This window comes from Aquiluna sp. KACHI24 (genome assembly GCF_025997915.1).
Taxonomy (GTDB): domain Bacteria; phylum Actinomycetota; class Actinomycetes; order Actinomycetales; family Microbacteriaceae; genus Aquiluna.
In genome coordinates, this window is the sequence record NZ_AP026677.1 from 254,922 (window position 1) to 277,920 (window position 22,999).

Below are 22,999 nucleotides of genomic sequence, written 5' to 3' on the forward strand. Positions count from 1 at the left end.
GGCACAATAGAGTGTCTGCACGAAGGAGTGCCAAGTGAAATTAGAGCTGCGCGGGATAACCAAGCGCTTTGGAACATTGGTAGCAAACAACCAGATCAGCCTCAGTGTTGAGCCTGGTGAAATTCACGCTTTGCTGGGCGAAAACGGCGCCGGTAAATCCACCCTTATGAATGTCCTATACGGTCTTTACCAGGCCGACGAGGGTGAGATTCTGCTTGATGGTAAGCCTCAGCAGTTCCGCGGTCCGGGCGATGCCATGGCTGCCGGTATCGGTATGGTCCACCAGCACTTCATGCTTATTCCGGTTTTCACGGTTGCTGAGAATGTTGCCTTGGGAAATGAGCCCACCGGTTTTGGCGGCACGCTAGACATGGCTGCCGCTCGCAAGCGTGTAATTGAAATCTCCGAACGCTTTGGATTCAATGTTGATCCAGACGCCCTGGTTGAGGATCTCCCGGTTGGCGTGCAGCAGCGTGTGGAGATCATCAAGGCGCTCTCGCGCGATGCCAAGGTTTTGGTCCTAGATGAGCCGACCGCTGTGTTGACGCCTCAGGAAACTGATGAGCTCATGGGCATCATGCGTCAGTTGGCTCAGAGTGGAACCTCAATCGTTTTCATCACTCACAAACTTCGTGAGGTGAAAGAGGTTGCGAACCGAATCACGGTAATTCGTCTCGGTCAGGTGGTTGGCTCCGCATCGCCTGACGCCTCTACCTCAGAGCTTGCTTCCATGATGGTTGGTCGTGAGGTCGACCTTACGGTTGATAAGGAACCGGCGAAACTCGGTAATGAGGTTCTTGAGGTTCAAAACCTCTCGGTCTTGGATGACCGCCTGCAGCGAGCTGTCAACGGCATCAGCTTTAGTGTCCAGGCCGGTGAGGTGTTGGCAATTGCTGGTGTTCAAGGAAATGGTCAGACCGAATTGGCTGAGGCGCTGCTGGGACTGAGAAACCCAATCAAGGGCGGATCCATCAAGCTTTTGGGTAAGGAGCTGGCCGGAGCTTCGGTCAGAACTGTTCTCGAGTCCGGTGTCGGTTATGTCCCAGAAGACCGCAAAAAAGACGGTTTGGTGGGAGAGTTCACCATCTCCGAGAACCTGATGCTGAACCAGTCTTTCCGCTCCAGATTTACCAAGGGGCTGAACATTAACTTCCCCATTCGCAAGTCGGTGGCAACCGACCTCGTTGAGCGCTTCGATGTAAGAACTCCTTCGATTGACACTCCGGCAGGCAAGCTATCCGGTGGTAACCAGCAGAAGGTCGTGGTTGCCAGAGAGCTCTCGAGGGACGTGAACCTGTTGATTGCCGCACAGCCCACCAGAGGTGTAGATGTCGGTTCGATTGAGTTCATTCACGAGCAGATCGTCGCCGAGCGCGATGCGGGCAAGGCGGTGATTTTGATCTCCACCGAACTTGATGAGGTGCTGGCTTTGGCGGATCGAATCGCTGTGATGTATCGCGGTCAGATTGTTGGAATTGTTGGCCCAGATAGCTCGAGGGAAACCTTGGGCAAGATGATGGCGGGAGTAGGCGCATGAGCGAGAAAGACGCACGTTTTTCGCAGGCGATGAAGGAGATTCTCGCCGGAGGGTTCACTAGAACCATCCTCGCGGTTTTGCTTGGTTTCTTGGTTGGTGCGGTCTTCATGATCGGTTCCAACAAAGAGTTCCTCGAGTCGCTGGGTTACTTTTTCTCGCGCCCGGGCGATGCTTTTGCCGCCGCCTGGAATGTGGTGTCTGCCGGTTATGGCGCTCTGTTCAAAGGAGCCATCTATAACGCAGACGCCGACACCTTAGAAAAGGCTCTTCGCCCACTGACTGAGACCTTGCGCCTGGGAGCCCCACTGATTGCGGCAGGTCTGGGAATCGGTCTGGCTTTTAGGGTCGGCCTCTTCAACATCGGTGGCACCGGACAGCTGATTTTTGGCATGATCTTTGCGACCTTTGTGGCAACCCGCATGGATCTGCCGTTTTTGATCCACATGATCGTCGCGATGATTGCCGGTGTATTCGGGGCGAGCCTGATGGGTGCTCTGGTTGGTTACCTAAAGGCCAGAACCGGAGCGCACGAGGTAATCCTCACGATCATGCTCAACTATGTTGCGCTTTCGGTCTTTACCTTTTTGATGCGCGATCCACTGCTACTGCAGGCCGAGGATTCCGCCGGAAACCCAAAGGCTGATCCACCTGCCGCAACCGCAATGCTGCCCAAGCTTCTGGGTGATGAGTATGCCCTGCACTGGGGTCTAGTAATCGCCCTTATTTCAGTGGTCGTCTACTGGTGGTTGATGGAGCGCTCCACCGTTGGTTTCCGTCTGCGCATGGTTGGTTTCAACCCAGATGCTGCTAAGACTGCGGGTATCAGCGTTGATCGAACTTACATCTTGGCGATGGGTCTGTCCGCTTCTTTCGTGGGAGTAGCCGCTGGCAACCAGGCACTGGGTGTGAACATTGGTATGACCCCTTCCTCCCACGCCAACATTGGTTTCGATGCCATCACGGTTGCGCTCTTGGGCGGATCATCTGCTCCGGGTGTATTGCTTGCCGGTTTGCTCTTCGGTGCCTTCAAGGCGGGCGCACCATCGATGCAGGTGATTGGGGTATCTCCTGAGGTGCTCGGCATCGTGCAGGGAGCAATCGTTTTGTTCATCGCCGCACCACCTTTGATTCGCGCCATGTTCAGGCTGCCTAAACCACAAACCACGAATGCGCTCGGTGCCATCACCGCCAAGTGGTTCAAGAGAGGAGGTGCCAAGTGAATCTAGCCAAGGAAGAAAAGGTCGGTTACAAGGCACCATCCGTGATGGGAGCCCTCGGGCTTCTAGTGCTCTACTTCTTCGGCATTGCCGGCAGGCCAGGTGAGGTGGCATTTGAACTGTCCCGTCGTCAGGATGCAGTGCAGCTTCCAAGCATCAATGTCGATGCCATGCTGCTTGGAACCGTATCGGGTGCGCTAATGCTGTTACTCTCCGGGCTGTCAATCTTCTACTCGGTCCGTAATCACAAGACACCGATTTGGGTATCGATTGTCTTTGGATTTATCGGCGTGGTTGCGCTCTTGGGTTGGCTTGCCACCGGCAACGCGGTTCCCGTCGCATTTATCGCTGGCACCGCGCTGGTTTTGGCTGTGCCAATCATCCTGGGTGCGATGGCCGGTGTCATGAGCGAGCGAGTTGGAATCACGAACATCGCCATCGAAGGGCAGCTGCTCACCGGTGCCTTCATGGCCGCTGTGGTGAGCACCATCACCAAGAGCTACACCCTAGGTATCATCGCAGCGATGGTTGCCGCGGCGTTGCTATCGATGGTGCTGGCGGTATTCGCGATCAAGTACCTCGCTCAGCAGATCATCGTTGGCGTTGTGCTGAATGTGTTGGTCATCGGTATCACCAACTTCTTGTACCAACAGTGGCTCACTGAAGACAGCGAGAACGTGAACTTCCCAGGAACTCTGGACATCATCAAGATTCCATTGCTCAGCGATGTTCCAGTGCTAGGACCAGTGTTGTTTGAGAACCGACTTACGGTTTACGTAGCGCTACTGATTGTTCCGCTTCTGTGGTTTGTCATGTTCAAAACCAAGCTCGGTTTGCGTGCCCGTGCCGTAGGCGAGCACCCGCTGGCTGCCGACACCGTTGGTGTGAACGTAGGCAGGACTCGCTTCTGGTGGGTCACCCTCGGTGGCGCGATTGCTGGATTCGGAGGTGCAGCGCTCACGATCGGTGGCGGCGGTGCTTTTGGTCGAGAGATGTCTGGAGGCGTTGGCTTTATCGCACTTGCGGTAATGATCCTGGGCCGCTGGCACCCGATTTACGCATCGCTCGCAGCGCTGCTGTTCGGCTTCTCGATTATCCTGCGTGTTTGGGCCAACCAGGTTAGCCCTGGTATTCCATCTGATTTCATCACGATGGTTCCTTATGTAGTGACCATCATCGCTGTGGTTGGTTTCGTAGGTCGCTCTAGACCTCCGAAGGCGCTGGCTCAGCCATACACCAAGGGTTAGTAATGGACATCAACTGGGCCGAGCTAAAGGCTGCGGCAATCAAGGCACTGGATTCTTCCTACGCTCCGTATTCGGGGTTCCCGGTTGGGGCAGCAGCCTTGACCGAGGATGGCCGCTTGATTACCGGCGCAAACATTGAAAATGCATCCTACGGACTGGGGCTATGTGCCGAGTGTTCTTTGGTTAGCGAGCTGTTTAGAACCGGAGGCGGTAAGTTGGTGGCCTTTGCGTGTGTCGACAAGCACGGTAACGAGCTCATGCCCTGCGGTCGCTGTCGTCAGCTGCTGTATGAGCACCACGCACCGGGGATGCTTTTGAACACGGTCTCTGGAATCAAGACCATCTACGAGGTACTGCCCGATGCCTTTGGGCCAGAAGATCTATTGGAGCGCAAGTGAGTTTTAGTGCCGTTGAACTGATCATCAAAAAGCGAGAGCGCGGTGAGCTCACAACCGATGAGATTCGCTGGTTGGTAGCCGGATACACCCAGGGCTCAGTCGCCGACGAGCAGATGAGTGCCATGGCCATGGCAATCTTGCTAAACGGCATGAACCGTCGCGAGATTAGGGATCTGACTCTTGCAATGATCGATTCGGGGGAGCGGCTCGATTTCCAGGGATTACAGGCACCTACCGCAGATAAGCATTCAACCGGTGGTGTTGGTGACAAGATCACCTTGCCACTGGCTCCTTTGGTTGCCTCTTACGGGGTTGCCGTGCCACAGCTGAGCGGTCGCGGTCTCGGTCACACCGGTGGCACCTTGGACAAGCTCGAGGCAATCCCTGGTTGGCAGGCGAGTCTTTCAAACACCGAGCTTTACTCTCAGCTGGCAGAGGTCGGAGCGGTTATCTGTGCAGCTGGTTCTGGTCTAGCGCCAGCTGATCGCAAACTCTATGCACTTCGCGATGTCACCGGCACTGTTGAGGCAATTCCATTGATCGCCTCATCCATCATGTCCAAGAAGATTGCCGAGGGAACCTCGGCTCTGGTGCTGGATGTGAAGGTTGGGTCCGGCGCATTCATGAAGACCTTGGATCGTGCCACTGAATTGGCACAGACTCTGGTTCAGCTTGGTCAAGATGCTGGAGTAAAGACCTCGGCGCTTCTTACCGACATGTCCACCCCGCTTGGTCGCAAGATCGGTAATGCCCTTGAGGTTGAGGAATCAATTGAGGTGCTGCAGGGTGGCGGACCCTCAGATGTTGTCGACATCACAGTCGAACTTGCTGCGGAGATGTTGCGCTTGGTTGGCATTGATGCAGACCCAAGGGAGAACCTGCAAAATGGCAAGGCTTACGACAAGTGGCGTCAGATGATTGCCGCGCAAGGCGGTAATCCTGATGCCGAGCTACCGAAGGCAAAGCACTCCACTCAAATCTTGGCTCCAAGCTCTGGAGTGCTTACCAAGCTCGACGCCCTTGATGTTGGCGTTGCATCCTGGCGCCTCGGTGCGGGACGCGAGCGTAAAGAAGATGCCGTGCAGTTTGGTGCCGGCATCGAACTTCACGCTCAGCTAGGAGATCGAGTTGAGGCCGGTCAAGTATTGATGACTCTGTTCACCGATACCGAGGAGAAGTTCCCAAGAGCTATCGAGTTGGCTGAGCAGAGCTTTGAAATTGGTGAGCAGGCAGTAAGCCGTAAGCTCATCTTGAATCGAATCAGTTAGGACAAGCATTGGACATCAAGTCACTTCCAAAGATCTCGCTGCATGACCACCTAGACGGTGGCTTGCGTCCAAGCACAATCGTTGAGCTTGCTGCAGAGGTTGGGCACCAGCTGCCGACTACTGACCCGGTCGAGCTCGGCAACTGGTTTTCCGAGAGCGCTAACTCCGGTTCGCTGGTTCGTTACCTGGAGACCTTTGATCACACCGTTGCGGTAATGCAGACCCGCGAGGGGCTAGAGCGAGTCGCTTACGAGGCCGTTCTCGACCTAGCTGAGCACAACGTAATTTACGGTGAGCTGCGCTGGGCTCCAGAGCAGCACCTAGCAAAGGGTTTGTCACTCGATGAGACCGTTGAGGCTGTTCAAGATGGTCTTGAGCGTGGCATGGAAGAGGTAGAGGCCAGAGGGGGATTCATTCGCACCGGGCAGCTCGTCACCGCTATGCGTCACGCTGACCGTGGTCTAGAAATCGCTGAGCTAGCGGTTCGTCACCGCAACAATGGTGTGGTCGGGTTTGACATCGCAGGTGCCGAGAAGGGCTTTATGCCGGCTCGCCACAAGATTGCATTCGACTACCTCGCAAGTGAGCTTTTCCCAGTCACCGTTCACGCCGGTGAGGCAGACGGTGTTGAGTCAATCAAAGACGCCATCATCTCCGGTCGAGCACTTCGTCTCGGTCACGGTGTTCGCCTTGTCGAAGACATCATGTTTTCAAGAACTGAGGGTGACACCGATTTGGTAGTTCTAGGTCCAGTAGCTCAGTGGGTTCACGATCGTGAGATTGCTCTCGAGACTTCACCATCTTCAAACCTGCAGACCGGTGCCTTTGAGATGTTGGGTGACACAATGGCCGATCACCCATTCGACATTTTGTATGAGCTTGGCTTCAGGGTCACGGTGAACACCGACAACCGTTTGATGAGTGGCACTAACCTCACCAAGGAGCTAGAGATTTTGGTCGACACCTTCGGCTACAGCCTGGCTGATCTGGAGCAGTTCCAGCTCAACGCCGCCGCTGCAGCCTTCCAGGGCCTTCCCGAGCGTGAAGAGTTGATGGACATGATTGAGATTGGTTTTGCCAGTGCCGCTAGCTAGCGCATTTGGACCCAATTCAATCTCAATCAATTATTCGGCCGAGAGCTTTGAGGCAGCGGTTTCGCTGGCCGTGGAGCTTTTGGTTCAGGATGGAAAAGCGCTGCCTGGTTATACCTTCGAGGTCCTAGAGAATCTGAATCAGCTCGGCCCCTACTTTGTGGTCGCTCCCGGTATTGCAATCGCTCATGCCAAGCCATCGGCTTCGGTGATTGAGACCGGCCTGGCGCTGGCAGTTTTTTCCCAAGGCGTGCAATCTGGCTCGACCAATGACCCGGTAACGCTTCTGTTTGCCCTTGCTGCCGCGGACGCAAATTCTCACCTAGAACTACTGTCTGAATTTGCAGCCTGGATTTCTACTCCTGGAATTGTGAATTCGTTGCAAAATGCTTCCGCTGAGAGCGTTATTCGGAGACTTCTCTAAGGACCGCAGGTTACATTCGTTTCATGAAGATTTATGCAGTCTGCGGCGCGGGCATCGGAACTAGTGTCTTGCTCAAGTCAAATGCCGATCGAGTGCTGCTAGAGCTCGGAATTGAAGCTGAGGTTCAGGCGGTGTCCATCGAGCAGGCGTTGGAGGCGGAATCTCCAGCCCAAATCGTCTTGGCCACCGAGGAGTTAGTTTCCAAACTGAAGGGCATCCGCTCTGAGGTAATACCGGTGAAAAACATCTTTGATTTGGCAGAGCTCACAAGCAAGTTGGAGCTCTCGCTCGGGTAATCTGTGGGCTATGGCCACACCTGGAAGCACTGAGCGGACGACCCTAAAGCGCATCGCTCACAAAGCATCTTTTTCTCAGCAGGATCTATATCGCATCCTGGATTCAAATCTGGTTGCCCATGTCGGCATCATCTTTGACGATGCCCCACTCGTGATTCCAATGACCTATGGTCGGGTTGGAAACACGCTGTTTCTGCATGGTTCTTCGGGGTCACGGTTGATGCGTGCCCTGGCGCAAAACCCCAAAGTGTGTATTTCAATCACCAAGCTCAACGCCTTGAAGGTCGCCCGCAGCACCTTCAACTCGGGAATGAACTACGACGCCGCCGTGATTTTCGGTGAGGCGAAACTGGTCGAGGATGACAAGAAGGCCTGGGCACTAGATGCCATCAGTGATGCCATTTTGCCAGGCCGCATGGAAGAGGTTCGGCCGAGCACGAAAAAGGAAGCTGCAGCGACTTTGATCATCGAGGTTGAACTAGATGAGACCTCGGTGAAGATCTCTAACGGAGTTGTTGAAGACGAGCCGGAGGATTTGGGCACCGGAGTCTGGGCCGGTTTAGTTCCATTGAGGACTGTGGTTGGAGAGCCAACCCCGGCGGATGAAGAAACTGCGGCCCTTGAGGTGCCTCAGAGCGTGAAGCGCTTTATTTCAGACTATCCAGATAATCGCTTGCGAAAGCCCTAAGACTGGCCAGTCCGGCGGCTGCGCTCTGATCGGAATCTCCCAGGTGCTGCAGGTAGCACTTGAGCTTAGGCTCGGTGCCACTTGGTCTGATGATCATCCTCAGCTTCTGATTTGAAATGATCACACCGTCGGTCTTTTGAAGCTTTAGCCCTAGCGCTAGATCTTCAAACTCGACCGAGCTTCCTAAGACCTCAGTCAACGGGTTTTCTCTGACCCCACGCATGATCTTGGAGATAACACTGAGATCAGTAACACGAATTGATATCTGACCGGTTTTGAGGTAGCCATAGCGTTCATAGAGCTTTGCAAGGTGGTCCAGTAATGACAACCCTTGGTCTTTCAATCGTCTTGCGACATCAACCATCACCACCGCGGCGGTGATTCCGTCTTTATCCGGAGTATGGGATGGGTCAACGCAGTAGCCCAGAGCTTCTTCGTAGCCATAACCCAGGTTTGGCACCTTTGAAATCCACTTGAAGCCAGTCAGGGTTTGTTCGTATCTAACCCCGTAGTGGCTGGCAAGGCCAGCGAGGCTTGCGGAAACGATCGAGTTTGCAATTACATTTGCTCGACCTGACTGAACAAGCTCCTCGGCCAGGATGAGCCCAACTTCATCACCGGTAAGCATGCGATATCCATCGCCAGATTTGACTCCTACCGCTAAACGATCGGCATCTGGGTCATTGGCAATAATCAAGTCCGAGCCATGTTGCTTGGCCGTCTCAAGAGCCAGATCCATAGCCCCTGGTTCTTCTGGGTTTGGGAAGCTAACTGTTGGGAAAGTGCCATCTGGTTCTTGCTGCTCAGCCACAGAAACCCAGTTCAGCCCCATCTCATCAAAGATGGGTTTGATGACTCGGTAGCCAACACCGTGCATGGCTGTATAGGTGAGGGTCAGCTCTGCAGCTGCCGCGTGAAGCGAGAGCTGCTTGGCACGTGCGATGTACTCATCGATTTCCGCCTGACCCAATAGCCCTACGTCTTCAGACATCGGGATTTCCTCGAACCGAAGTGTGTCAGCAATCTCGGTGATGTGTGCTGCGATTTCAGCATCCTGAGGCGGCACTAACTGGGATCCAAATAGCGGGCCACCCAGGTAAACCTTGTAACCGTTATCCCTAGGGGGGTTGTGGCTTGCAGTCACAACAATCGTGGCACTGGCACCCAGTTTGGCTCCCGTGAAACAGGCAACCGGCGTGGGGACCTTCGAGTCAAACAGCCTGGCCCTAATGCCCTGAGCGGCGAAGATCCGAGCCGAGTCTTTGGCAAAGACATCTGAGTTGATTCGGCCGTCGTATCCGATTACAACGCTCAGCTCACCGTGCGGGTCTTGGAACTGCGACTTATTGGCCAAAAGGAACCTGGCTATCGCAAGCGCAGCTTGAGCGACCACCACCCGATTCATACGGTTGGGACCAGCGCCAAGCTCACCGCGAAGTCCCGCAGTTCCAAACTCCAAGCGCGTTGCAAATCTTGACTCGAGGGCAGAAGCATCATTGCCCTCAATTAGTGCCTTGAGTTCAGCTCTGGTTTGTGGATCTGGGTCCTGGCTAAGCCAGGCTTTAGCAGCCTCTAGATAGTTCATTAGAGTTTTGCGACGATCTTCGAAAGCAGCTCTGAGATTCGACCTTCGGCATCTTTGCCGGCTTGGATCACCTCTTCGTGTGACAGTGGGGTGGTCTGGATTCCAGCTGCCAAATTGGTTATCAGCGACATACCAAGAATCTCCATGCCAGCTTCACGAGCGGCAATTGCTTCTAGTGCTGTCGACATGCCAACGATGTGGCCACCCATTATCTTGGCCATCTGCACCTCGGCAGGCGTCTCATAATGAGGTCCGCGGAATTGGACATAAACACCCTCATCCAACTTTGGATCGACTTCGCGAGCCAGCGCGCGAAGTCGCTTGGAGTAGAGATCTGTCAGGTCGATGAACGTTGCGCCCTCAAGCGGTGAGTTGGCGGTGAGGTTGATGTGGTCAGAGATTAGAACGGCTGCTCCACCTGCCCACTCTGGCTTTATGCCCCCCGCACCGTTGGTCAAGATCATGACCTTTGCACCGGTTGCCGCCGCGGTGCGGACAGAGTGAACCACTGCACGCACGCCGTGGTTTTCGTAGTAGTGGGTTCGAGCTCCGATGACCAGGGCCATCTTGCCGCTGGGGAGCTTCACCGAGCGCAGCGTTCCAACGTGGCCGTGAACCGCTGGTTTTGAAAATCCAATGATCTCAGTGGCAGGAATGACGCTGACTGTTTCACCAATTAGGTCGGCAGCTTTTGCCCAACCAGAACCTAGGGTCAGAGCAATGTCGTGTTTTTCGATGCCTGAGATTTCAGCGATTTGCTGGGCTGCCTGCTTGGCGATTTCAAAGGGATTAGCTTGCGCGTCATTGAGCGGATTTACCATGAAAATCAGTCTAGCTAACCCAAGCGGTGCCACAACTACGCCAGAATGTCAGGGTGAGCTCAAACTCAATACAACACAGAATTGTCATTATCGGCGGCGGCCCAGGTGGCTACGAAGCGGCTAGAGCTGCTCGGCAACTCGGTGCCGAAGTGGTTCTTGTCGAGGAGTCCGGCATCGGGGGCAACGCAGTGCTAACCGATGTGGTCCCTTCAAAGACCCTGATTGCAACAGCCGAAGCAGCACAGCGCGTTGCGCTTGCTCAGACTCTCGGTGTGAACTTCTCGCTTGAGGGCAAGGAAGTCCACCCCAAGGTTGAGGTGGACATGGCGGCCGTGAACAAGCGCCTGCTGGCCTTGGCTAAGAGTCAGTCTGAGGACATGCTCACCACCTTGAAAGAGGAGGGTGTTCGAATCATCTCTGGTCGCGGACGGCTAGATGGCAATCACCACGTCATTGTTGAGCCAACTCTGGGTGGTGAAGCAGAGCGGATTGAGGCTAAGACCATCATCGTTGCAACCGGTGCTCACCCTAGAGAGCTTCCAAATGCCCAGCCAGATGGTGAGCGAATTCTCACCTGGAAGCAGCTCTATGAGATGGATGAGCTTCCCGAGCACATGATCGTTGTCGGATCCGGCGTTACCGGAGCCGAGTTTGCCTCTGCATACCTCGACCTTGGCAGCAAGGTCACACTAATTTCCTCGCGCGACAAAGTTCTCCCTGGAAACGATGCCGATGCTGCCGAATTGATCGAGAGTGTTTTCCGACGCCGAGGTATGCAGATTTTGAACCAATCCCGTGCCGAGAAAGTCGAGCGCACCAAAACTGGTGTGAGGGTGACTCTTGCAACCGGTGAAGTTGTCGAGGGTTCGCACTGCCTCATGGCGGTTGGTGCGATTCCAAACACCGCAGGCCTGGGGCTAGAGGAGGCTGGAATTCGCTTGACCGAGTCCGGTCACATAATTGTGAATAAGGTCGCTCGAACCTCCAGAGCCAACGTCTACGCGGTCGGAGATTGCTCTACTGCGCTACCCCTGGCATCCGTGAGCGCGATGCAGGGTCGCACTGCCGTCTACCACACGATGGGTGATGTTGCTGCTCCGACCAGATTGCGCAACGTTGCCTCCAACGTCTTCACCTCTCCCGAGATTGCTTCGGTTGGCTGGTCACAGGCTGAAATTGAGCAGGGCTTGGTACGTGGCGAAATCGAAAAGGTCATGCTCGAGGTGAACCCAAGGGCAAAGATGCAAGGTATTCGCGAGGGATTCATCAAGCTCTACGCCTCAGTTGGCTCGGGAACCGTAATCGGAGGTGTCGTGGTTGCACCGCGAGCATCCGATTTGATTTATCCGATTGCAATGGCGGTTGAGAACAGACTCACGGTCGACCAGTTGGCTAGAACCTACACCGTCTACCCATCGCTATCTGGTTCGATCGCAGAAGCTGCATCAGCCCTGCACCAACCAATCGACTAGTCGACGATATCTAAGATTCTGGTGCCAGCCGAAATGGTTGTGCCAGCCTCAACATTTATTGAACTGACCTTGCCGGCGCGGTGAGCGGTTAGCGGCTGTTCCATCTTCATGGCCTCCAGAACCACCACTAGGTCACCTTCTGCAACCTCTTGACCTTCGGTCACCGCGATTTTCACGACTGTTGACTGCATCGGAGCGGTGAGGCTGTTGCCCTTGGCTCCGGTGTGGGTGGAGGCAGATGCGCTCTTGGCACGCTTTGGTGCGTGACCTGCGGCTGATCCGATTTCACCCACCAACAGGCGTTTTGGAACCGATACCTCTAGTCGCTTTCCTGCAACCTCAACCACGATTTCGTGTCTTGGCTCGGTCTCAGGCAGATCCTCGGCCTGACCGCTCCAGGCTGGGATCTGGTTATCCCACTCGGTTTCAATCCAGCGGGTAAAGACCTTGAAATCTCCGGTGGGTGCCGTGAATGCAGGGTGGGAGACAATCTCGCGGTGAAACGGCAGCACGGTCGGTAGACCTAGAACCTGCATCTCAGCAAGCGCTCGTCTAGAGCGCTCGAGAGCCTGCTCTCTGGTGTCACCGGTCACGATTAGCTTGGCCATCATCGAGTCAAAGTTGCCGCTGATGACATCGCCTGAAACTACCCCGGAGTCAACTCGAACACCCGGACCACTGGGTGCCTGAAATAGGTGAACCGGTCCAGGAGCTGGCAGGAAGTTGCGTCCAGGATCCTCTCCATTGATTCGGAATTCAAAACTGTGGCCACGAACCTCTGGGTCTGAGTACTCGATCTTCTCGCCCTGAGCAATTCTGAACTGCTCACGGACTAGGTCAAGACCAGTCACCTCTTCAGAAACCGGGTGCTCCACCTGTAGGCGAGTGTTCACCTCTAAGAAGGAGATGGTGCCGTCCTGAGCAACTAGGAACTCACAGGTTCCAGCACCCTGGTAGCCAACTTCCTTGAGGATGGCCTTTGAGGATTCATAGAGACGTTGGTTTTGATCCGCATTCAGGAATGGAGCAGGAGCTTCCTCGACTAGCTTCTGGTGTCTGCGCTGCAGCGAGCAGTCTCTTGTCGAGACCACTACGACATTGCCGTAGGCGTCTGCCAAACACTGGGTCTCAACGTGTCTTGGCTTGTCTAGGTACTTTTCGATAAAGCACTCACCGCGACCAAAGGCGGCAATCGCTTCGCGGGTAGCGGATTCAAATAGCTCTTTGATTTCGGAGCCCTCGCGCACGATTTTGATGCCGCGACCACCACCGCCATAGGCGGCCTTGATGGCCACAGGTAGTCCATACTTCTCAACGAACTCCTCGACCTCTGCAACACTCTCAACCGGGTTGATGGTTCCGGGGGCAAGTGGAGCACCAACCTTTTCAGCAACCTTGCGAGCGGAAACCTTGTCTCCAAGCTGCTCGATAGCGGCCGGTGGTGGTCCAACCCAAATCAAACCTGCGTCGATCACTGCCCTAGCAAAGTCTGCGTTCTCAGAGAGGAATCCATAACCGGGGTGAACCGCATTCGCTCCGCTGCGCTTTGCAACCTTGATGAGTTTTTCGATTACGAGGTAGGTCTCCGCTGCGGTGACACCAGATAGTGCGTATGCCTCGTCGGCGAGCTTGACGTGTTGAGCGTCGCGATCACCGTCGGCATAGACAGCAACAGTCAGGATTCCTGAGTCCTTGGCGGCGCGAATAATGCGAATTGCGATTTCGCCGCGGTTGGCGATCAGTAGTTTCTCAATGCGGCGAAAGCTCATAATCCGATAGCTTATTGGCGATTTCTCGGGTTATTTTGGCGGCTAGCCACAAAAAAACTGGCGTTTTGTTTGGATTAGCTCCAAAGGTCCAAATACTCGTGTCCTAGTTCTGTGACCATTTGGCGAAGCCCGACCAGCGATAATCCCACCACTGTGTGGTAGTCGCCCTCAATCCGCTCAACAAAAGCCCCGCCAAGTCCATCGATGGTGAAGGCTCCAGCCACGTTCAGTGGCTCCCCGGTTAGCACGTACTTCTCGATCTGGGAGTCGCTGAGATTTGCAAAGTGAACCTTGGTTTGGGTAATCAGGGTCGTACCCTTCGAGCTCGAGGTGTCGATCAGGTGGTGACCGGAGTGCAATACCCCGGACTTTCCGCGCATCTTGATCCAGCGAGAGATGGCGACATCTTTCACCAGCGGTTTTCCTAAAATCTCACCTTCAAATTCGAGCGCGCTGTCGCAGCCCAATACAAGCGAGTTCTCAAACTGCGAGCTAACGGCTTCAGCCTTGGCTTTGGCGAGCATGCCGGTTAGTTCCCCGGCGCTCTGGGGCTTGAGTAGCTCCACCATGGCGTCTTCATCGACTCCGGGGGCAATCGTCTCAAAGTTGATACCTGCATCGCTCAGCAGCTTTCTGCGAGCGGGCGATGTTGAGGCAAGCACTAGTTTTTGCACATTCCCAAGGTTAGCTGTGGAACACTTGGCAGGTGATTCTGGAATTAGAAATTGAGCGCGTGGCGCACGGCGGTATTTTCGTAGCGAGACACGAGGGCAAGGTTGTCTTCGTCGACGATGCCATCGATGGTGAGCGAGTCAAGGCTCAGGTCTATCAGGATCAGGGGAGTTTTTTGAGGGCAAAGACCATAGAGGTCTTAGAACCCAGCAAGCACCGCGTCAAGCACTTCTGGAAGGCTGCCTCCCAAGGGGCTGGCGGTGCTGAGTTTGGGCACATCGCACTCGAGCATCAGCGCACTTTGAAGTCTCAGGTGCTAACCGAGGCGCTTGAGCGCATGGCCGGGATTGAGAAATCGGTTGAAGTGCAAGCTATGCCATCGGATGCCGATCGGGGTGGACTGCACTATCGAACCAGGGTTCAACTCAATGTTGACGCAGGGGGCACAGCGGGACCAAGTCGTATCCGAAGCAACGAAATCGTCTTCACCAAGGATCTCCCCCTTGCGGTTCAGGAGATCGAAGAGCTGGGACTGCAGCTCAAAAACTGGTCTGGAGTTGAGAAGATTTCCATCGCCGCTAGCTCCACTGGGGATTTGCAGTGGCTGGTTGATAAAAAGGTCAATGGTTCTGAGCGACTGGTTGAGCGCGTGGCAGATCGCACTTTCCGCCTCAGCACTGGAGCATTTTGGCAGGTCCACACCGATGCTCCAGCTGCCTTGACCGCAGCGGTTATCAAAGCGGTGCGGTCGGTTGGATTCAACCCGGAAAAGCAAAACCTTGACCTTTATGCCGGTGCGGGATTGTTCAGCGCAACAATTGCCCAAGCATTTGGCGGCGCTCGCTTCTTGGCTGTTGAAAACAACAAGCAGGCTGTCTCAGATGGCGAGAAGAGTGCGCGTGATTTGAATGACTTGAAATTCGAGAAGTTCGATGTGTTGGAATTTCTAAAGCGGACCAAGCCCGGTTACGACACCGTGATCATGGATCCACCTCGATCTGGAGCAGCCGGCAAGGTGATTTCTGCGCTCACCAAACTCGAGCCTCGCAACATCGTCTATGTTGCCTGTGACCCGGTGGCTCTCGCTCGCGATCTCAAGCAACTATTTGCCGCAGGTTACCAACTAAGGGGACTGGAAAGCTTCGACATCTTCCCCCACACGCACCACTTTGAGTGCGTTGCAACTCTTAGTCGGGAGTAGCCTTATTTCTCATGGACCCAGTACGAGTAGCAATAGTCGATGACCATGAAGCGGTGCGCCTTGGATTTGCCGGAGTGTGCCAAGAATTCAATTTTGAACTGATGGGCTCTGCTCCCACCGTGCCCGAACTGTTGACACAAATTGAGGGCAAGGATGTCGAGGTTGTGGTTACCGACCTCTCACTGGCTGACGGGTCTTTGGTCTCAGAAAACGTAGAGCAGTTAGTTGAGGCCGGTCCGGCAGTCTTGATTTTTTCAATCGCAGACAAGCCATCTCTCATGCGCGCCGCACTCAGGGCAGGCGCGACCGCGATCGTGCCAAAGTCTCAGCCCATGGCAGAGCTTGCCGAGGCTATTCGCCTAGCAGCCAAGGGTGTAATCATCAACAACCCGGAGACCTCGGCCATGATCGACGCCGATCTACTCTTCAAAGAGGCCAAGCTTTCAATTCGGGAGCGTGAGGTGCTATCGCTATACGCCTCCGGCATGAGCTTGAAGCAGGTTGCCTACGAGCTTCAAATCAAGCAGTCCAGTGCCAAAGAGCACATCGATCGAGTTCGCGTGAAGTATGCAAGGTTAGGTCGTGAGGCTGCGACCAAGGTTGATCTTTTCAAGCGTGCTGTTGAGGATGGGATTCTCTCTGGAGAAATGCTCTAGTGAACACCCAGCTCTCCTCTGCTGCCAGTTCCAAACTTGAGCAGCTGATCAGGAGACTGTTCGCACTCACCATCACCTTGGCAAGTGTCGAAACCTTTGCCAACGCTTTTGGTCAGTTTGAGCTTCTGACTCTCTACGGTCAGGCCACGGTCTGGGTGCTACTTGTGACAGTGATGGTGATCATCGCCAGCACCTGGTCCCGAATTGGTTCGGATCGATTTCTGTACGCCTACGGCGCACTCTCTTTTCTCTACATGGTGAGCTGGCCGCTGGCGATTATGGATCCTGCCCTGCTCCCATCTGAGTTCCAACCTTGGATCTGGTGGGTAATCGGCATGGGCGTGGTCGCGATGGGAGTTGTCGCCAGACCATGGATCTCGCTGCTGTATTTGTTTTTGACAACCTTGATCTGGTTCTTCCTCAACACCTCTTATTACGGCGGTGGTGCCGATCCGATTGTGACCTTGCAAGATTCGACCTACATCTTCTTGTTTGGTGGCACGATTCTGGGTCTGTTCATCTTGGTTCGTGACTCGGTCAAGAAGGTGGACCTCGCCAACTCGGCCGTGATTCAGGCTGCGGTGTCTCAAGCATCGACGGATGCAACAGAGCGTGAGCGTCAGCGCATCGATGCACTGGTTCACGACCGAGTGTTGAACACTCTCCTATTGGCAGCTAAGGCAAAATCCAAAGAAGACGAGCAGTCAGCCGCGAAGCTGGCCCGAGAAGCAATCGCTTCGCTGCGGCAGGCCCAAAAAGATCCCGATGTCTCTGCCACCGTGACTCAGCTTGGTTTGTTCCGAGCACTCAAGCGCGTAGCTGAGCAGATGAACCCAAAGATTGAGGTCGACACTCTCTCTGGTGGCACCGAACCAATCCCGCAACAGGTTGCTCAAGCGCTCACCGAGGCAACCATCCAGGCCATTGATAATGCAGGCCGACACTCCAAGGCAGATTCAATTCGATTGAGCCTGCGATCTCTTGAACGAAATGGTGTTCGAATTGAACTGTCAGACAACGGAGTCGGCTTCCGACTTGATCGCATTCCCAGAGATCGAATCGGCGTAAAAACAAGCATCTTCGCGAGGCTAGAGGCGGTCCGCGGTAGAGCTAGCGTGAAGTCAGCCCCGGGTGAGGGAACCACGGTTTCATTGGAGTGGACCGCATGATTCAGATTCCTCGTCTTGCGCTCAGCCTTTTCACCCTAGCCTTTGGTTTTTACCACGCCATCTTGGGTCTGACCAACATAGGCGCATACAGTGATGCCGGCTATGCCCTGATCGCAATTGCTATCTACCTGGCTGCCCTCGTCGCGGCGGTGGCATCAATGCCCGGACTTCGCCTCAAGAACGCGGTGGCGTGGTGGGTTTTGATTGCGTGTTTGTTTGTGCCACTTTTCATGTCGGCTGCGATTTACCCGAATGCCACCTATGGCTACACCACCTGGCACGTCTCCGGAGTCGCCACGATTATGGCAATTGTTGCGGTGCGACAGCATCCATTCATCGCCTGGAGTGGAACGCTGTTCTTGATCGTGCAGACGCTCATCTGGGGTGGTCTTGACGTTGCCTTCAGCTCGGGAGTGGTTGGCGCATTTTTGCTCGTTCTAGCTGCCCAAGCAACCGCAACGCTTTTGGCTCGCTCCGCTGACGCGGCACAAGAGTTTTTGGAGCAGGCGGTAGCAACTGAGGCCGCCACCGCTGCAACGTCAGCTGCTCGACAAGAACGCCAAGCTCGAATTCAAGAGACACTCGCCGAATCCCTGCCGCTTCTTGAATTAATTGCCAAGCGACGCGGCAAGCTCTCAGTCAAAGACCGCATGGAAGCGGTTTTGAAAGAACATGAACTTCGGGATCAAATCCGAGGTCGAGCACTTATGCATTCTGACTTGATTCGGGCAGCTCGGGCTGCCAGGTCTCGAGGTGTTGAAGTGCAGCTTTTAGATGACGGCGGTTTTGATGAGTTGGCGCAACCTGAGATTGACAAGATTTTGAAACGAGTGGCGCGAGAGCTCAACAGGGTGACTACGGGCAAAGTTGTGATTAGGGCTTCAGCCGGTGAGAGTTGGCGCCTAACGATGGCTGCACTTCGCAAGGATGCGGATCGGCCTGATTTATTTTTGAGGCTCTAATTCTTGAGGGCTTAAAGGTGTAAGGGGCGGATTTCTCCGCCCCACACCCCAGCGATCCAATTGGATCGAGGACCAGGCACCCTTACTACCTTCGCGGTCCTTAGAAAAAGCTATTGAAATTGCCATTGGGCTGCGAGCCAAAAACGGACATTTTTATCCCCTTCTTTGGGGGACAGTTATTTACCGAGCCAGCTGCCCCAGCCGCCGGAAAGCTGACCACGAAGCTGCTCTTGCGAACGGTGCCACGAGGTTTTTGGGGGACGAAGCGCGATTCTTCCCAAACGCCTTGACTCCAAGATGGCTGCCTCAACCACCGCAAGGGCAGCTGCTTGCTCCTCGGCATCCCCGCCTTTGACGTGGATGAGGGCCTGGATCTCTTCCGGGGTGTACTGCTTCATTAGAGCGGAATGTTTCCGTGCTTTTTAGGAGGAAGGCTGGCGCGCTTGGTCTTGAGTGCACGCAGTGAGCGAATGATCGCGGTCCTGGTTTGGGAGGGCTCGATGATGCCATCGAGCTCGCCGCGCTCGGCCGCTAAGAACGGGCTTGCCACGTTGTAGGTGTATTCCTTGGCCAGCTGGTCCCTCACCTTGGCAATGTCGAGACCCTGCTCCTGGGCTTCCTTGATTTTGTCGCGGAACAAAATGTTTACTGCCCCCTGGCCACCCATGACCGCAATCTCGGCAGTTGGCCAGGCCAGGTTGATGTCCGCGCCCAGCTGCTTTGAACCCATAACGATGTAGGCACCGCCGTATGCCTTGCGGGTGATGACTGTGACTAAAGGCACGGTGGCTTCGGCATATGCATAGAGCAGTTTGGCTCCTCTACGAATTACTCCGGCCCACTCCTGGTCGGTGCCTGGGAGGTAACCCGGGACATCCACCAGGGTCAAAATCGGGATCGAGAAGGCGTCGCAGAAGCGAACGAATCTGGCGGCCTTTTCGCCGGCATCGATGTTGAGGGTTCCAGCCATCTGCTGCGGCTGGTTCGCCACGATGCCCACGCTTGCACCATCAACTCGAGCAAAACCAATCAGAATGTTTGGTGCGAAGAGCGGCTGCACCTCTAAGAACTCACCCTCATCAACCAGGGCCTCGATGATCGTCTTCATGTCGTAGGGCTGGTTCGGAGAGTCCGGAATGATGCTGTCAAGCTTCTTGTCAGCCTCGGTGATCTCAAGCTCAGACTCAGATTGATAAACCACGCTCTCGCTGAGGTTGTTCTCTGGGAGATAACCCACGAGTGATTTCACGTAGTCGATTGCGTCGGCTTCATCATCAGCTAGGTAGTGGGCAACACCTGAGGTCTCATTGTGGGCTCTTGCTCCACCAAGCTCCTCCATGCCAACGTCTTCGCCGGTGACAGTCTTGATGACATCCGGGCCAGTGACGAACATGTTTGAGGTCTTATCAACCATGATCACGAAGTCGGTCAGAGCAGGGGAGTAGACCGCGCCACCTGCTGCTGGGCCCATGATGATTGAAATCTGCGGGATAACACCCGATGCCATGGTGTTGAGCTTGAAAATCTCACCGTATTTACCCAGGGCGATGACACCCTCCTGAATTCGAGCGCCACCCGAATCCAAGATTCCAATCAGCGGGACGCCGGTCTTGATGGCGTGCTGCATGACCTTGATGATCTTGTTTCCAGCGGCCTCACCAAGTGAGCCACCAAAGATGGTGAAGTCTTGGGAGAAGACTGCAACCTGGCGACCGTGAATGGTTCCCACTCCGGTAATGACGGAGTCGCCGTAGGGGCGCTTGGCATCCATGCCAAATGCCGTGGAGCGGTGACGAACAAACTCATCGAACTCAACAAAGGAGCCTTCATCTAAGAGCATTGCAATTCGCTCGCGAGCAGTGAGCTTGCCCTTAGCGTGCTGCTTTTCGATGGCAGCCAAACCAGCCGCGGTAACCGCTTCGTTGTAGCGGGCGCGGTAATCCTCAAGCTTCCCTGAGGTGGTTGAAAGATCTGGGCTCTGTGACACGTCTGCTCCTCGTTGCTCGCCTACTTTATCGGGGCGAGAGCGCACCGCTTTTTAGCACTAGCTACAAGTAAATCTCAGATTCGTTGTGAATCCCTACAACACTCTGAATTCCGCTAGCGTTTTGGTGTGCTCACAAAATCCCAACTGGCGGTACCTAGGCTCGATTTTTTTGAATCTATCGACTCGACCAATCTCGCTCTCGAGCGCGCCGACAGGTCGGTGTTGGATGACTTCTCCGCCTTCGTTGCGGCCAGCCAAACTGCCGGCCAGGGTCGGCTCGGAAGAACCTGGGTTTCTGAGCCTGGCAGCTCAATCTCGCTCTCGCTATTGCTTAGACCCAAGACCCAGGAGCAAAAGGGTTGGCTGACTTTGATGATGGCGACTGCCGTTCGAGCAACCATCGCCCTATTCGCAGCTGACTCCAACCCCAAAATCAAGTGGCCGAATGATGTTTTGGTTGGTGAGAAGAAGATTTCCGGCATCCTGGCCAAGGCGGTGGGGGGCGATGTGATTTTGGGTGTTGGTCTGAATCTAAAGAAGCAAGCCGAAGCACCAGAGAATGCAACCGCCCTCGAGGAAGCTGGTTCGGTCGCGAGTTTTGACGATGTGCTCTCTGAGCTACTGACGCAGTTCCGCGCCCGCTACGCAAAGTTTCAATCCGATGCAACCTGGGCCGTAGCTAACACGGCTGAAGAATTTCGTCAGCACTCCAGCACCCTTGGCACCGAGGTGATGGCGTTGCTTCCATCGGGTGAGCAGATTCGGGGAACAGCGATAGATATCGACGCCTCGGGAAATCTGATTATTCAGGCTGATGCAAAACACGTAATTTCGGCCGCCGACATCATTCATCTGAGAAACTAGGGGTTCCCAAGGAGGTTATGTGCCGGTAGTTGGCGTGATTGGTGGCGGACAGCTTGCCCGCATGATGCACCCTGCTGCCATCAACCTCGGCATTGAGCTGCGAGTCTTCACTGAGTCTGAGGACTCCAGTGCACACCAAGCCGCGTATCGAGTTGGCGACTATTTGAACTACAAAAATCTTGAAGAGTTTTCTCAAGGTTTAGATGCTCTCACCTTTGATCACGAGCATGTGCCAACAGAGTTGCTTCGCAAGCTTGAAGACCTTGGAGTTGCAGTCCGGCCTTCAGCTGCGGCCCTGATTCACGCTCAAAACAAGCTGGTAATGCGCGAAAAATTAGCTCAGCTTGGGTTACCGATGCCCGCATGGAGGAGAGCTTCAAGCCCGGAAGAGGTCAACCAGTTTCTTGTCGAACACGGCCCAAAGATCGTGGTCAAGACGCCAATTGGTGGTTATGACGGCAAGGGTGTTCGAGTGATCTCGGCAGTCGGTGAAATCGAGGATTGGTTGGCTGATCTGGACCGCTACGGAGGCGCACTGCTGCTTGAGCAAAAGGTCGACTTTGTATCAGAGTGCGCACAGCTCTCGGCACGCTCAGCAACCGGTGAATTCAAGCTTTGGCCACTTGCCAGCACCTATCAAAAAGATGGCGTTTGCTCTGAGGTCGTCGCACCATTTGGCTCCGCCGCTCTCCAAGCCAGCGCGGCTGAAATCGCAGAGCGAATCAGCGAGGGCTTGGGGGTGGTTGGTGTTCTGGCAGTTGAAATGTTCATCACATCCATGGGTGACTTGGTAATCAACGAGCTGGCAATGCGCCCGCACAACTCAGGCCACTTCACGCAGGACGGTTGCGTTACATCGCAGTTTGAACAGCATCTGCGGGCAGTTTTAGGTTGGCCCCTCGGAGACCCCTCAATGAGTGCTGAAGTTGCAGTGATGGTGAATCTACTGGGCGTTGATCAGGAAAATAATCTGGTCGACTACTTCCCAGCCGCCATGCAAAGGTTTCCCAAGATCAAGCTCCACAGCTATCAAAAGGAACCAAGATCAGGTCGCAAGATGGGTCACCTGAACTTGGTGGGGTCAGATGCAGCGGAGCTTTTGACTCAGGCTCGTAATGCAAGGGATTTGATTTACAACAGAGGCCAGGAGGTCTAAGTGACAAAAGTCGCAATCGTTATGGGTTCTGACTCCGACTGGAGAGTCATGGAGGCAGCCCACACTCAGTTGGCAGAGTTTGGCATTTCGGCCGAGGTGCAGGTACTAAGCGCCCACCGCACTCCCGAGCAGATGCTCAGTTGGGGATCCGGGGCAGCAGCGCAGGGCTTTAGTGTGATCATCGCCGGTGCAGGTGGAGCGGCACACCTACCGGGCATGATTGCCTCGGTTACCTCACTCCCGGTCATAGGGGTCCCGGTGTCACTGGGAAAGCTAGATGGAATGGACTCCCTGCTGTCGATTGTTCAAATGCCAGCAGGGGTGCCAGTTGCGACCGTTTCAATTGATGGAGCAAAGAACGCTGCGCTGTTGGCTTTGAGAATCCTCGGTGCGAGCGATGCAGCCCTTCGCGAGAAGCTTGATGAGTATCGTGAATCGCTCAAGGAAATCGTGGCTCAGAAGAACTCAGATCTTCGATCTCGCCTGCAATAATCGCGAACCGCTGGGTTTTTGGAGCCA

23 protein-coding genes are annotated in these 22,999 nt (G+C 54.8%); 17 read left to right on the top strand and 6 right to left on the bottom strand.

Annotation, left to right across the window (positions count from 1 at the left end):
• Positions 1-34 precede the first annotated feature (34 nt).
• The 9 genes from OO713_RS01315 to OO713_RS01355 are packed head-to-tail and all read left to right on the top strand — an operon-like array spanning position 35 to position 8,166.
• Positions 35-1,537 carry an ABC transporter ATP-binding protein gene (locus tag OO713_RS01315; RefSeq protein ID WP_264785850.1) on the top strand — a complete coding sequence of 501 codons (1,503 nt, stop codon included), beginning with the start codon at positions 35-37 and terminating at the stop codon, positions 1,535-1,537.
• Entirely contained in the window at positions 1,534-2,757 is a 1,224-nt protein-coding gene (locus tag OO713_RS01320; protein WP_264785851.1) for an ABC transporter permease, read from the top strand. Before OO713_RS01315 ends, OO713_RS01320 begins: the two co-directional genes overlap by 4 nt.
• Positions 2,754-4,001, top strand: a complete 1,248-nt coding sequence (locus OO713_RS01325; RefSeq protein ID WP_264785852.1) for an ABC transporter permease — start codon at positions 2,754-2,756, stop codon at positions 3,999-4,001. Before OO713_RS01320 ends, OO713_RS01325 begins: the two co-directional genes overlap by 4 nt.
• Positions 4,002-4,003: 2 nt before the next feature.
• Complete coding sequence (locus OO713_RS01330; RefSeq protein WP_264785853.1) at positions 4,004-4,399, top strand: cytidine deaminase; 396 nt, start codon at positions 4,004-4,006, stop codon at positions 4,397-4,399.
• Positions 4,396-5,667 carry a thymidine phosphorylase gene (locus tag OO713_RS01335; RefSeq protein ID WP_264785854.1) on the top strand — a complete coding sequence of 424 codons (1,272 nt, stop codon included), beginning with the start codon at positions 4,396-4,398 and terminating at the stop codon, positions 5,665-5,667. The genes OO713_RS01330 and OO713_RS01335 overlap by 4 nt, the downstream gene beginning before the upstream one ends.
• 8 nt (positions 5,668-5,675) lie before the next feature.
• Positions 5,676-6,761 carry an adenosine deaminase gene (locus OO713_RS01340; protein WP_264785855.1) on the top strand — a complete coding sequence of 362 codons (1,086 nt, stop codon included), beginning with the start codon at positions 5,676-5,678 and terminating at the stop codon, positions 6,759-6,761.
• On the top strand, positions 6,748-7,182 hold the full coding sequence (locus OO713_RS01345) for a PTS sugar transporter subunit IIA (RefSeq protein WP_264785856.1): 435 nt from the start codon (positions 6,748-6,750) through the stop codon (positions 7,180-7,182). Before OO713_RS01340 ends, OO713_RS01345 begins: the two co-directional genes overlap by 14 nt.
• Before the next feature lie 23 nt (positions 7,183-7,205).
• Positions 7,206-7,478 carry a PTS sugar transporter subunit IIB gene (locus OO713_RS01350; protein WP_264785857.1) on the top strand — a complete coding sequence of 91 codons (273 nt, stop codon included), beginning with the start codon at positions 7,206-7,208 and terminating at the stop codon, positions 7,476-7,478.
• A 10-nt stretch (positions 7,479-7,488) separates the two neighbouring features.
• A complete protein-coding gene (locus OO713_RS01355) occupies positions 7,489-8,166 on the top strand; it encodes a pyridoxamine 5'-phosphate oxidase family protein (protein WP_264785858.1) in 678 nt (225 codons plus the stop codon).
• Here the strand turns inward: OO713_RS01355 and OO713_RS01360 are convergent.
• Both OO713_RS01360 and OO713_RS01365 read right to left on the bottom strand, forming a co-directional pair.
• Positions 8,126-9,751, bottom strand: coding sequence for a phospho-sugar mutase (locus OO713_RS01360; RefSeq protein ID WP_264785859.1), 1,626 nt, complete (start codon positions 9,749-9,751; stop codon positions 8,126-8,128). The genes OO713_RS01355 and OO713_RS01360 overlap by 41 nt on opposite strands.
• A complete protein-coding gene (locus tag OO713_RS01365; protein ID WP_264785860.1) occupies positions 9,751-10,572 on the bottom strand; it encodes a purine-nucleoside phosphorylase in 822 nt (273 codons plus the stop codon). The genes OO713_RS01360 and OO713_RS01365 overlap by 1 nt, the downstream gene beginning before the upstream one ends.
• Before the next feature lie 53 nt (positions 10,573-10,625).
• Between OO713_RS01365 and OO713_RS01370 the strand changes: the two genes are divergently transcribed.
• Entirely contained in the window at positions 10,626-12,044 is a 1,419-nt protein-coding gene (locus tag OO713_RS01370) for an NAD(P)H-quinone dehydrogenase (protein WP_264785861.1), read from the top strand.
• Here the strand turns inward: OO713_RS01370 and OO713_RS01375 are convergent.
• The gene (locus OO713_RS01375) at positions 12,041-13,813 is read right to left on the bottom strand and encodes a biotin carboxylase N-terminal domain-containing protein (protein ID WP_264785862.1); all 1,773 of its coding nucleotides are present in this window, start codon (positions 13,811-13,813) and stop codon (positions 12,041-12,043) included. The genes OO713_RS01370 and OO713_RS01375 overlap by 4 nt on opposite strands.
• A 74-nt stretch (positions 13,814-13,887) precedes the next feature.
• Positions 13,888-14,487, bottom strand: a complete 600-nt coding sequence (locus OO713_RS01380; RefSeq protein ID WP_264785863.1) for a Maf family protein — start codon at positions 14,485-14,487, stop codon at positions 13,888-13,890.
• Between the two features lie 32 nt (positions 14,488-14,519).
• Between OO713_RS01380 and OO713_RS01385 the strand changes: the two genes are divergently transcribed.
• Genes OO713_RS01385 through OO713_RS01400 form a run of 4 tightly spaced genes read left to right on the top strand, consistent with a single transcriptional unit; the run spans position 14,520 to position 18,473 of the window.
• Positions 14,520-15,686 (top strand): TRAM domain-containing protein, encoded by a 1,167-nt coding sequence (locus OO713_RS01385; protein WP_264785864.1) that lies wholly within the window; start codon positions 14,520-14,522, stop codon positions 15,684-15,686.
• Between the two features lie 11 nt (positions 15,687-15,697).
• Positions 15,698-16,342 (top strand): response regulator transcription factor, encoded by a 645-nt coding sequence (locus OO713_RS01390; RefSeq protein ID WP_264785865.1) that lies wholly within the window; start codon positions 15,698-15,700, stop codon positions 16,340-16,342.
• Entirely contained in the window at positions 16,342-17,511 is a 1,170-nt protein-coding gene (locus OO713_RS01395; protein WP_264785866.1) for an ATP-binding protein, read from the top strand. The genes OO713_RS01390 and OO713_RS01395 overlap by 1 nt, the downstream gene beginning before the upstream one ends.
• Complete coding sequence (locus OO713_RS01400; protein WP_264785867.1) at positions 17,508-18,473, top strand: hypothetical protein; 966 nt, start codon at positions 17,508-17,510, stop codon at positions 18,471-18,473. Before OO713_RS01395 ends, OO713_RS01400 begins: the two co-directional genes overlap by 4 nt.
• 176 nt (positions 18,474-18,649) lie before the next feature.
• Here the strand turns inward: OO713_RS01400 and OO713_RS01405 are convergent, their stop codons facing one another.
• Complete coding sequence (locus OO713_RS01405) at positions 18,650-18,871, bottom strand: hypothetical protein (protein ID WP_264785868.1); 222 nt, start codon at positions 18,869-18,871, stop codon at positions 18,650-18,652.
• The gene (locus OO713_RS01410; protein WP_264785869.1) at positions 18,871-20,460 is read right to left on the bottom strand and encodes an acyl-CoA carboxylase subunit beta; all 1,590 of its coding nucleotides are present in this window, start codon (positions 20,458-20,460) and stop codon (positions 18,871-18,873) included. Before OO713_RS01410 ends, OO713_RS01405 begins: the two co-directional genes overlap by 1 nt.
• Before the next feature lie 126 nt (positions 20,461-20,586).
• Here OO713_RS01410 and OO713_RS01415 point away from each other — a divergent pair, with 126 nt between their 5' ends.
• Genes OO713_RS01415 through purE form a run of 3 tightly spaced genes read left to right on the top strand, consistent with a single transcriptional unit; the run spans position 20,587 to position 22,972 of the window.
• On the top strand, positions 20,587-21,324 hold the full coding sequence (locus OO713_RS01415) for a biotin--[acetyl-CoA-carboxylase] ligase (RefSeq protein WP_264785870.1): 738 nt from the start codon (positions 20,587-20,589) through the stop codon (positions 21,322-21,324).
• Positions 21,325-21,343: 19 nt separating this feature from the next.
• Complete coding sequence (locus OO713_RS01420; protein WP_264785871.1) at positions 21,344-22,480, top strand: 5-(carboxyamino)imidazole ribonucleotide synthase; 1,137 nt, start codon at positions 21,344-21,346, stop codon at positions 22,478-22,480.
• Positions 22,481-22,972: a 5-(carboxyamino)imidazole ribonucleotide mutase gene (gene purE, locus OO713_RS01425; RefSeq protein WP_264785872.1), complete on the top strand. Its 492-nt coding sequence runs from the start codon at positions 22,481-22,483 to the stop codon at positions 22,970-22,972.
• Positions 22,973-22,999: the final 27 nt, after the last annotated feature.

Coding starts and splice junctions, on each gene's coding strand:
- OO713_RS01320 (WP_264785851.1), top strand. CDS start 1,534: ATGAGCGAGAAAGACGCACGTTTTTCGCAGGCGATGAAGGAGATTCTC.
- OO713_RS01330 (WP_264785853.1), top strand. CDS start 4,004: ATGGACATCAACTGGGCCGAGCTAAAGGCTGCGGCAATCAAGGCACTG.
- OO713_RS01350 (WP_264785857.1), top strand. CDS start 7,206: ATGAAGATTTATGCAGTCTGCGGCGCGGGCATCGGAACTAGTGTCTTG.
- OO713_RS01355 (WP_264785858.1), top strand. CDS start 7,489: ATGGCCACACCTGGAAGCACTGAGCGGACGACCCTAAAGCGCATCGCT.
- OO713_RS01360 (WP_264785859.1), bottom strand. CDS start 9,751: ATGAACTATCTAGAGGCTGCTAAAGCCTGGCTTAGCCAGGACCCAGAT.
- OO713_RS01365 (WP_264785860.1), bottom strand. CDS start 10,572: ATGGTAAATCCGCTCAATGACGCGCAAGCTAATCCCTTTGAAATCGCC.
- OO713_RS01375 (WP_264785862.1), bottom strand. CDS start 13,813: ATGAGCTTTCGCCGCATTGAGAAACTACTGATCGCCAACCGCGGCGAA.
- OO713_RS01390 (WP_264785865.1), top strand. CDS start 15,698: ATGGACCCAGTACGAGTAGCAATAGTCGATGACCATGAAGCGGTGCGC.
- OO713_RS01400 (WP_264785867.1), top strand. CDS start 17,508: ATGATTCAGATTCCTCGTCTTGCGCTCAGCCTTTTCACCCTAGCCTTT.
- OO713_RS01405 (WP_264785868.1), bottom strand. CDS start 18,871: ATGAAGCAGTACACCCCGGAAGAGATCCAGGCCCTCATCCACGTCAAA.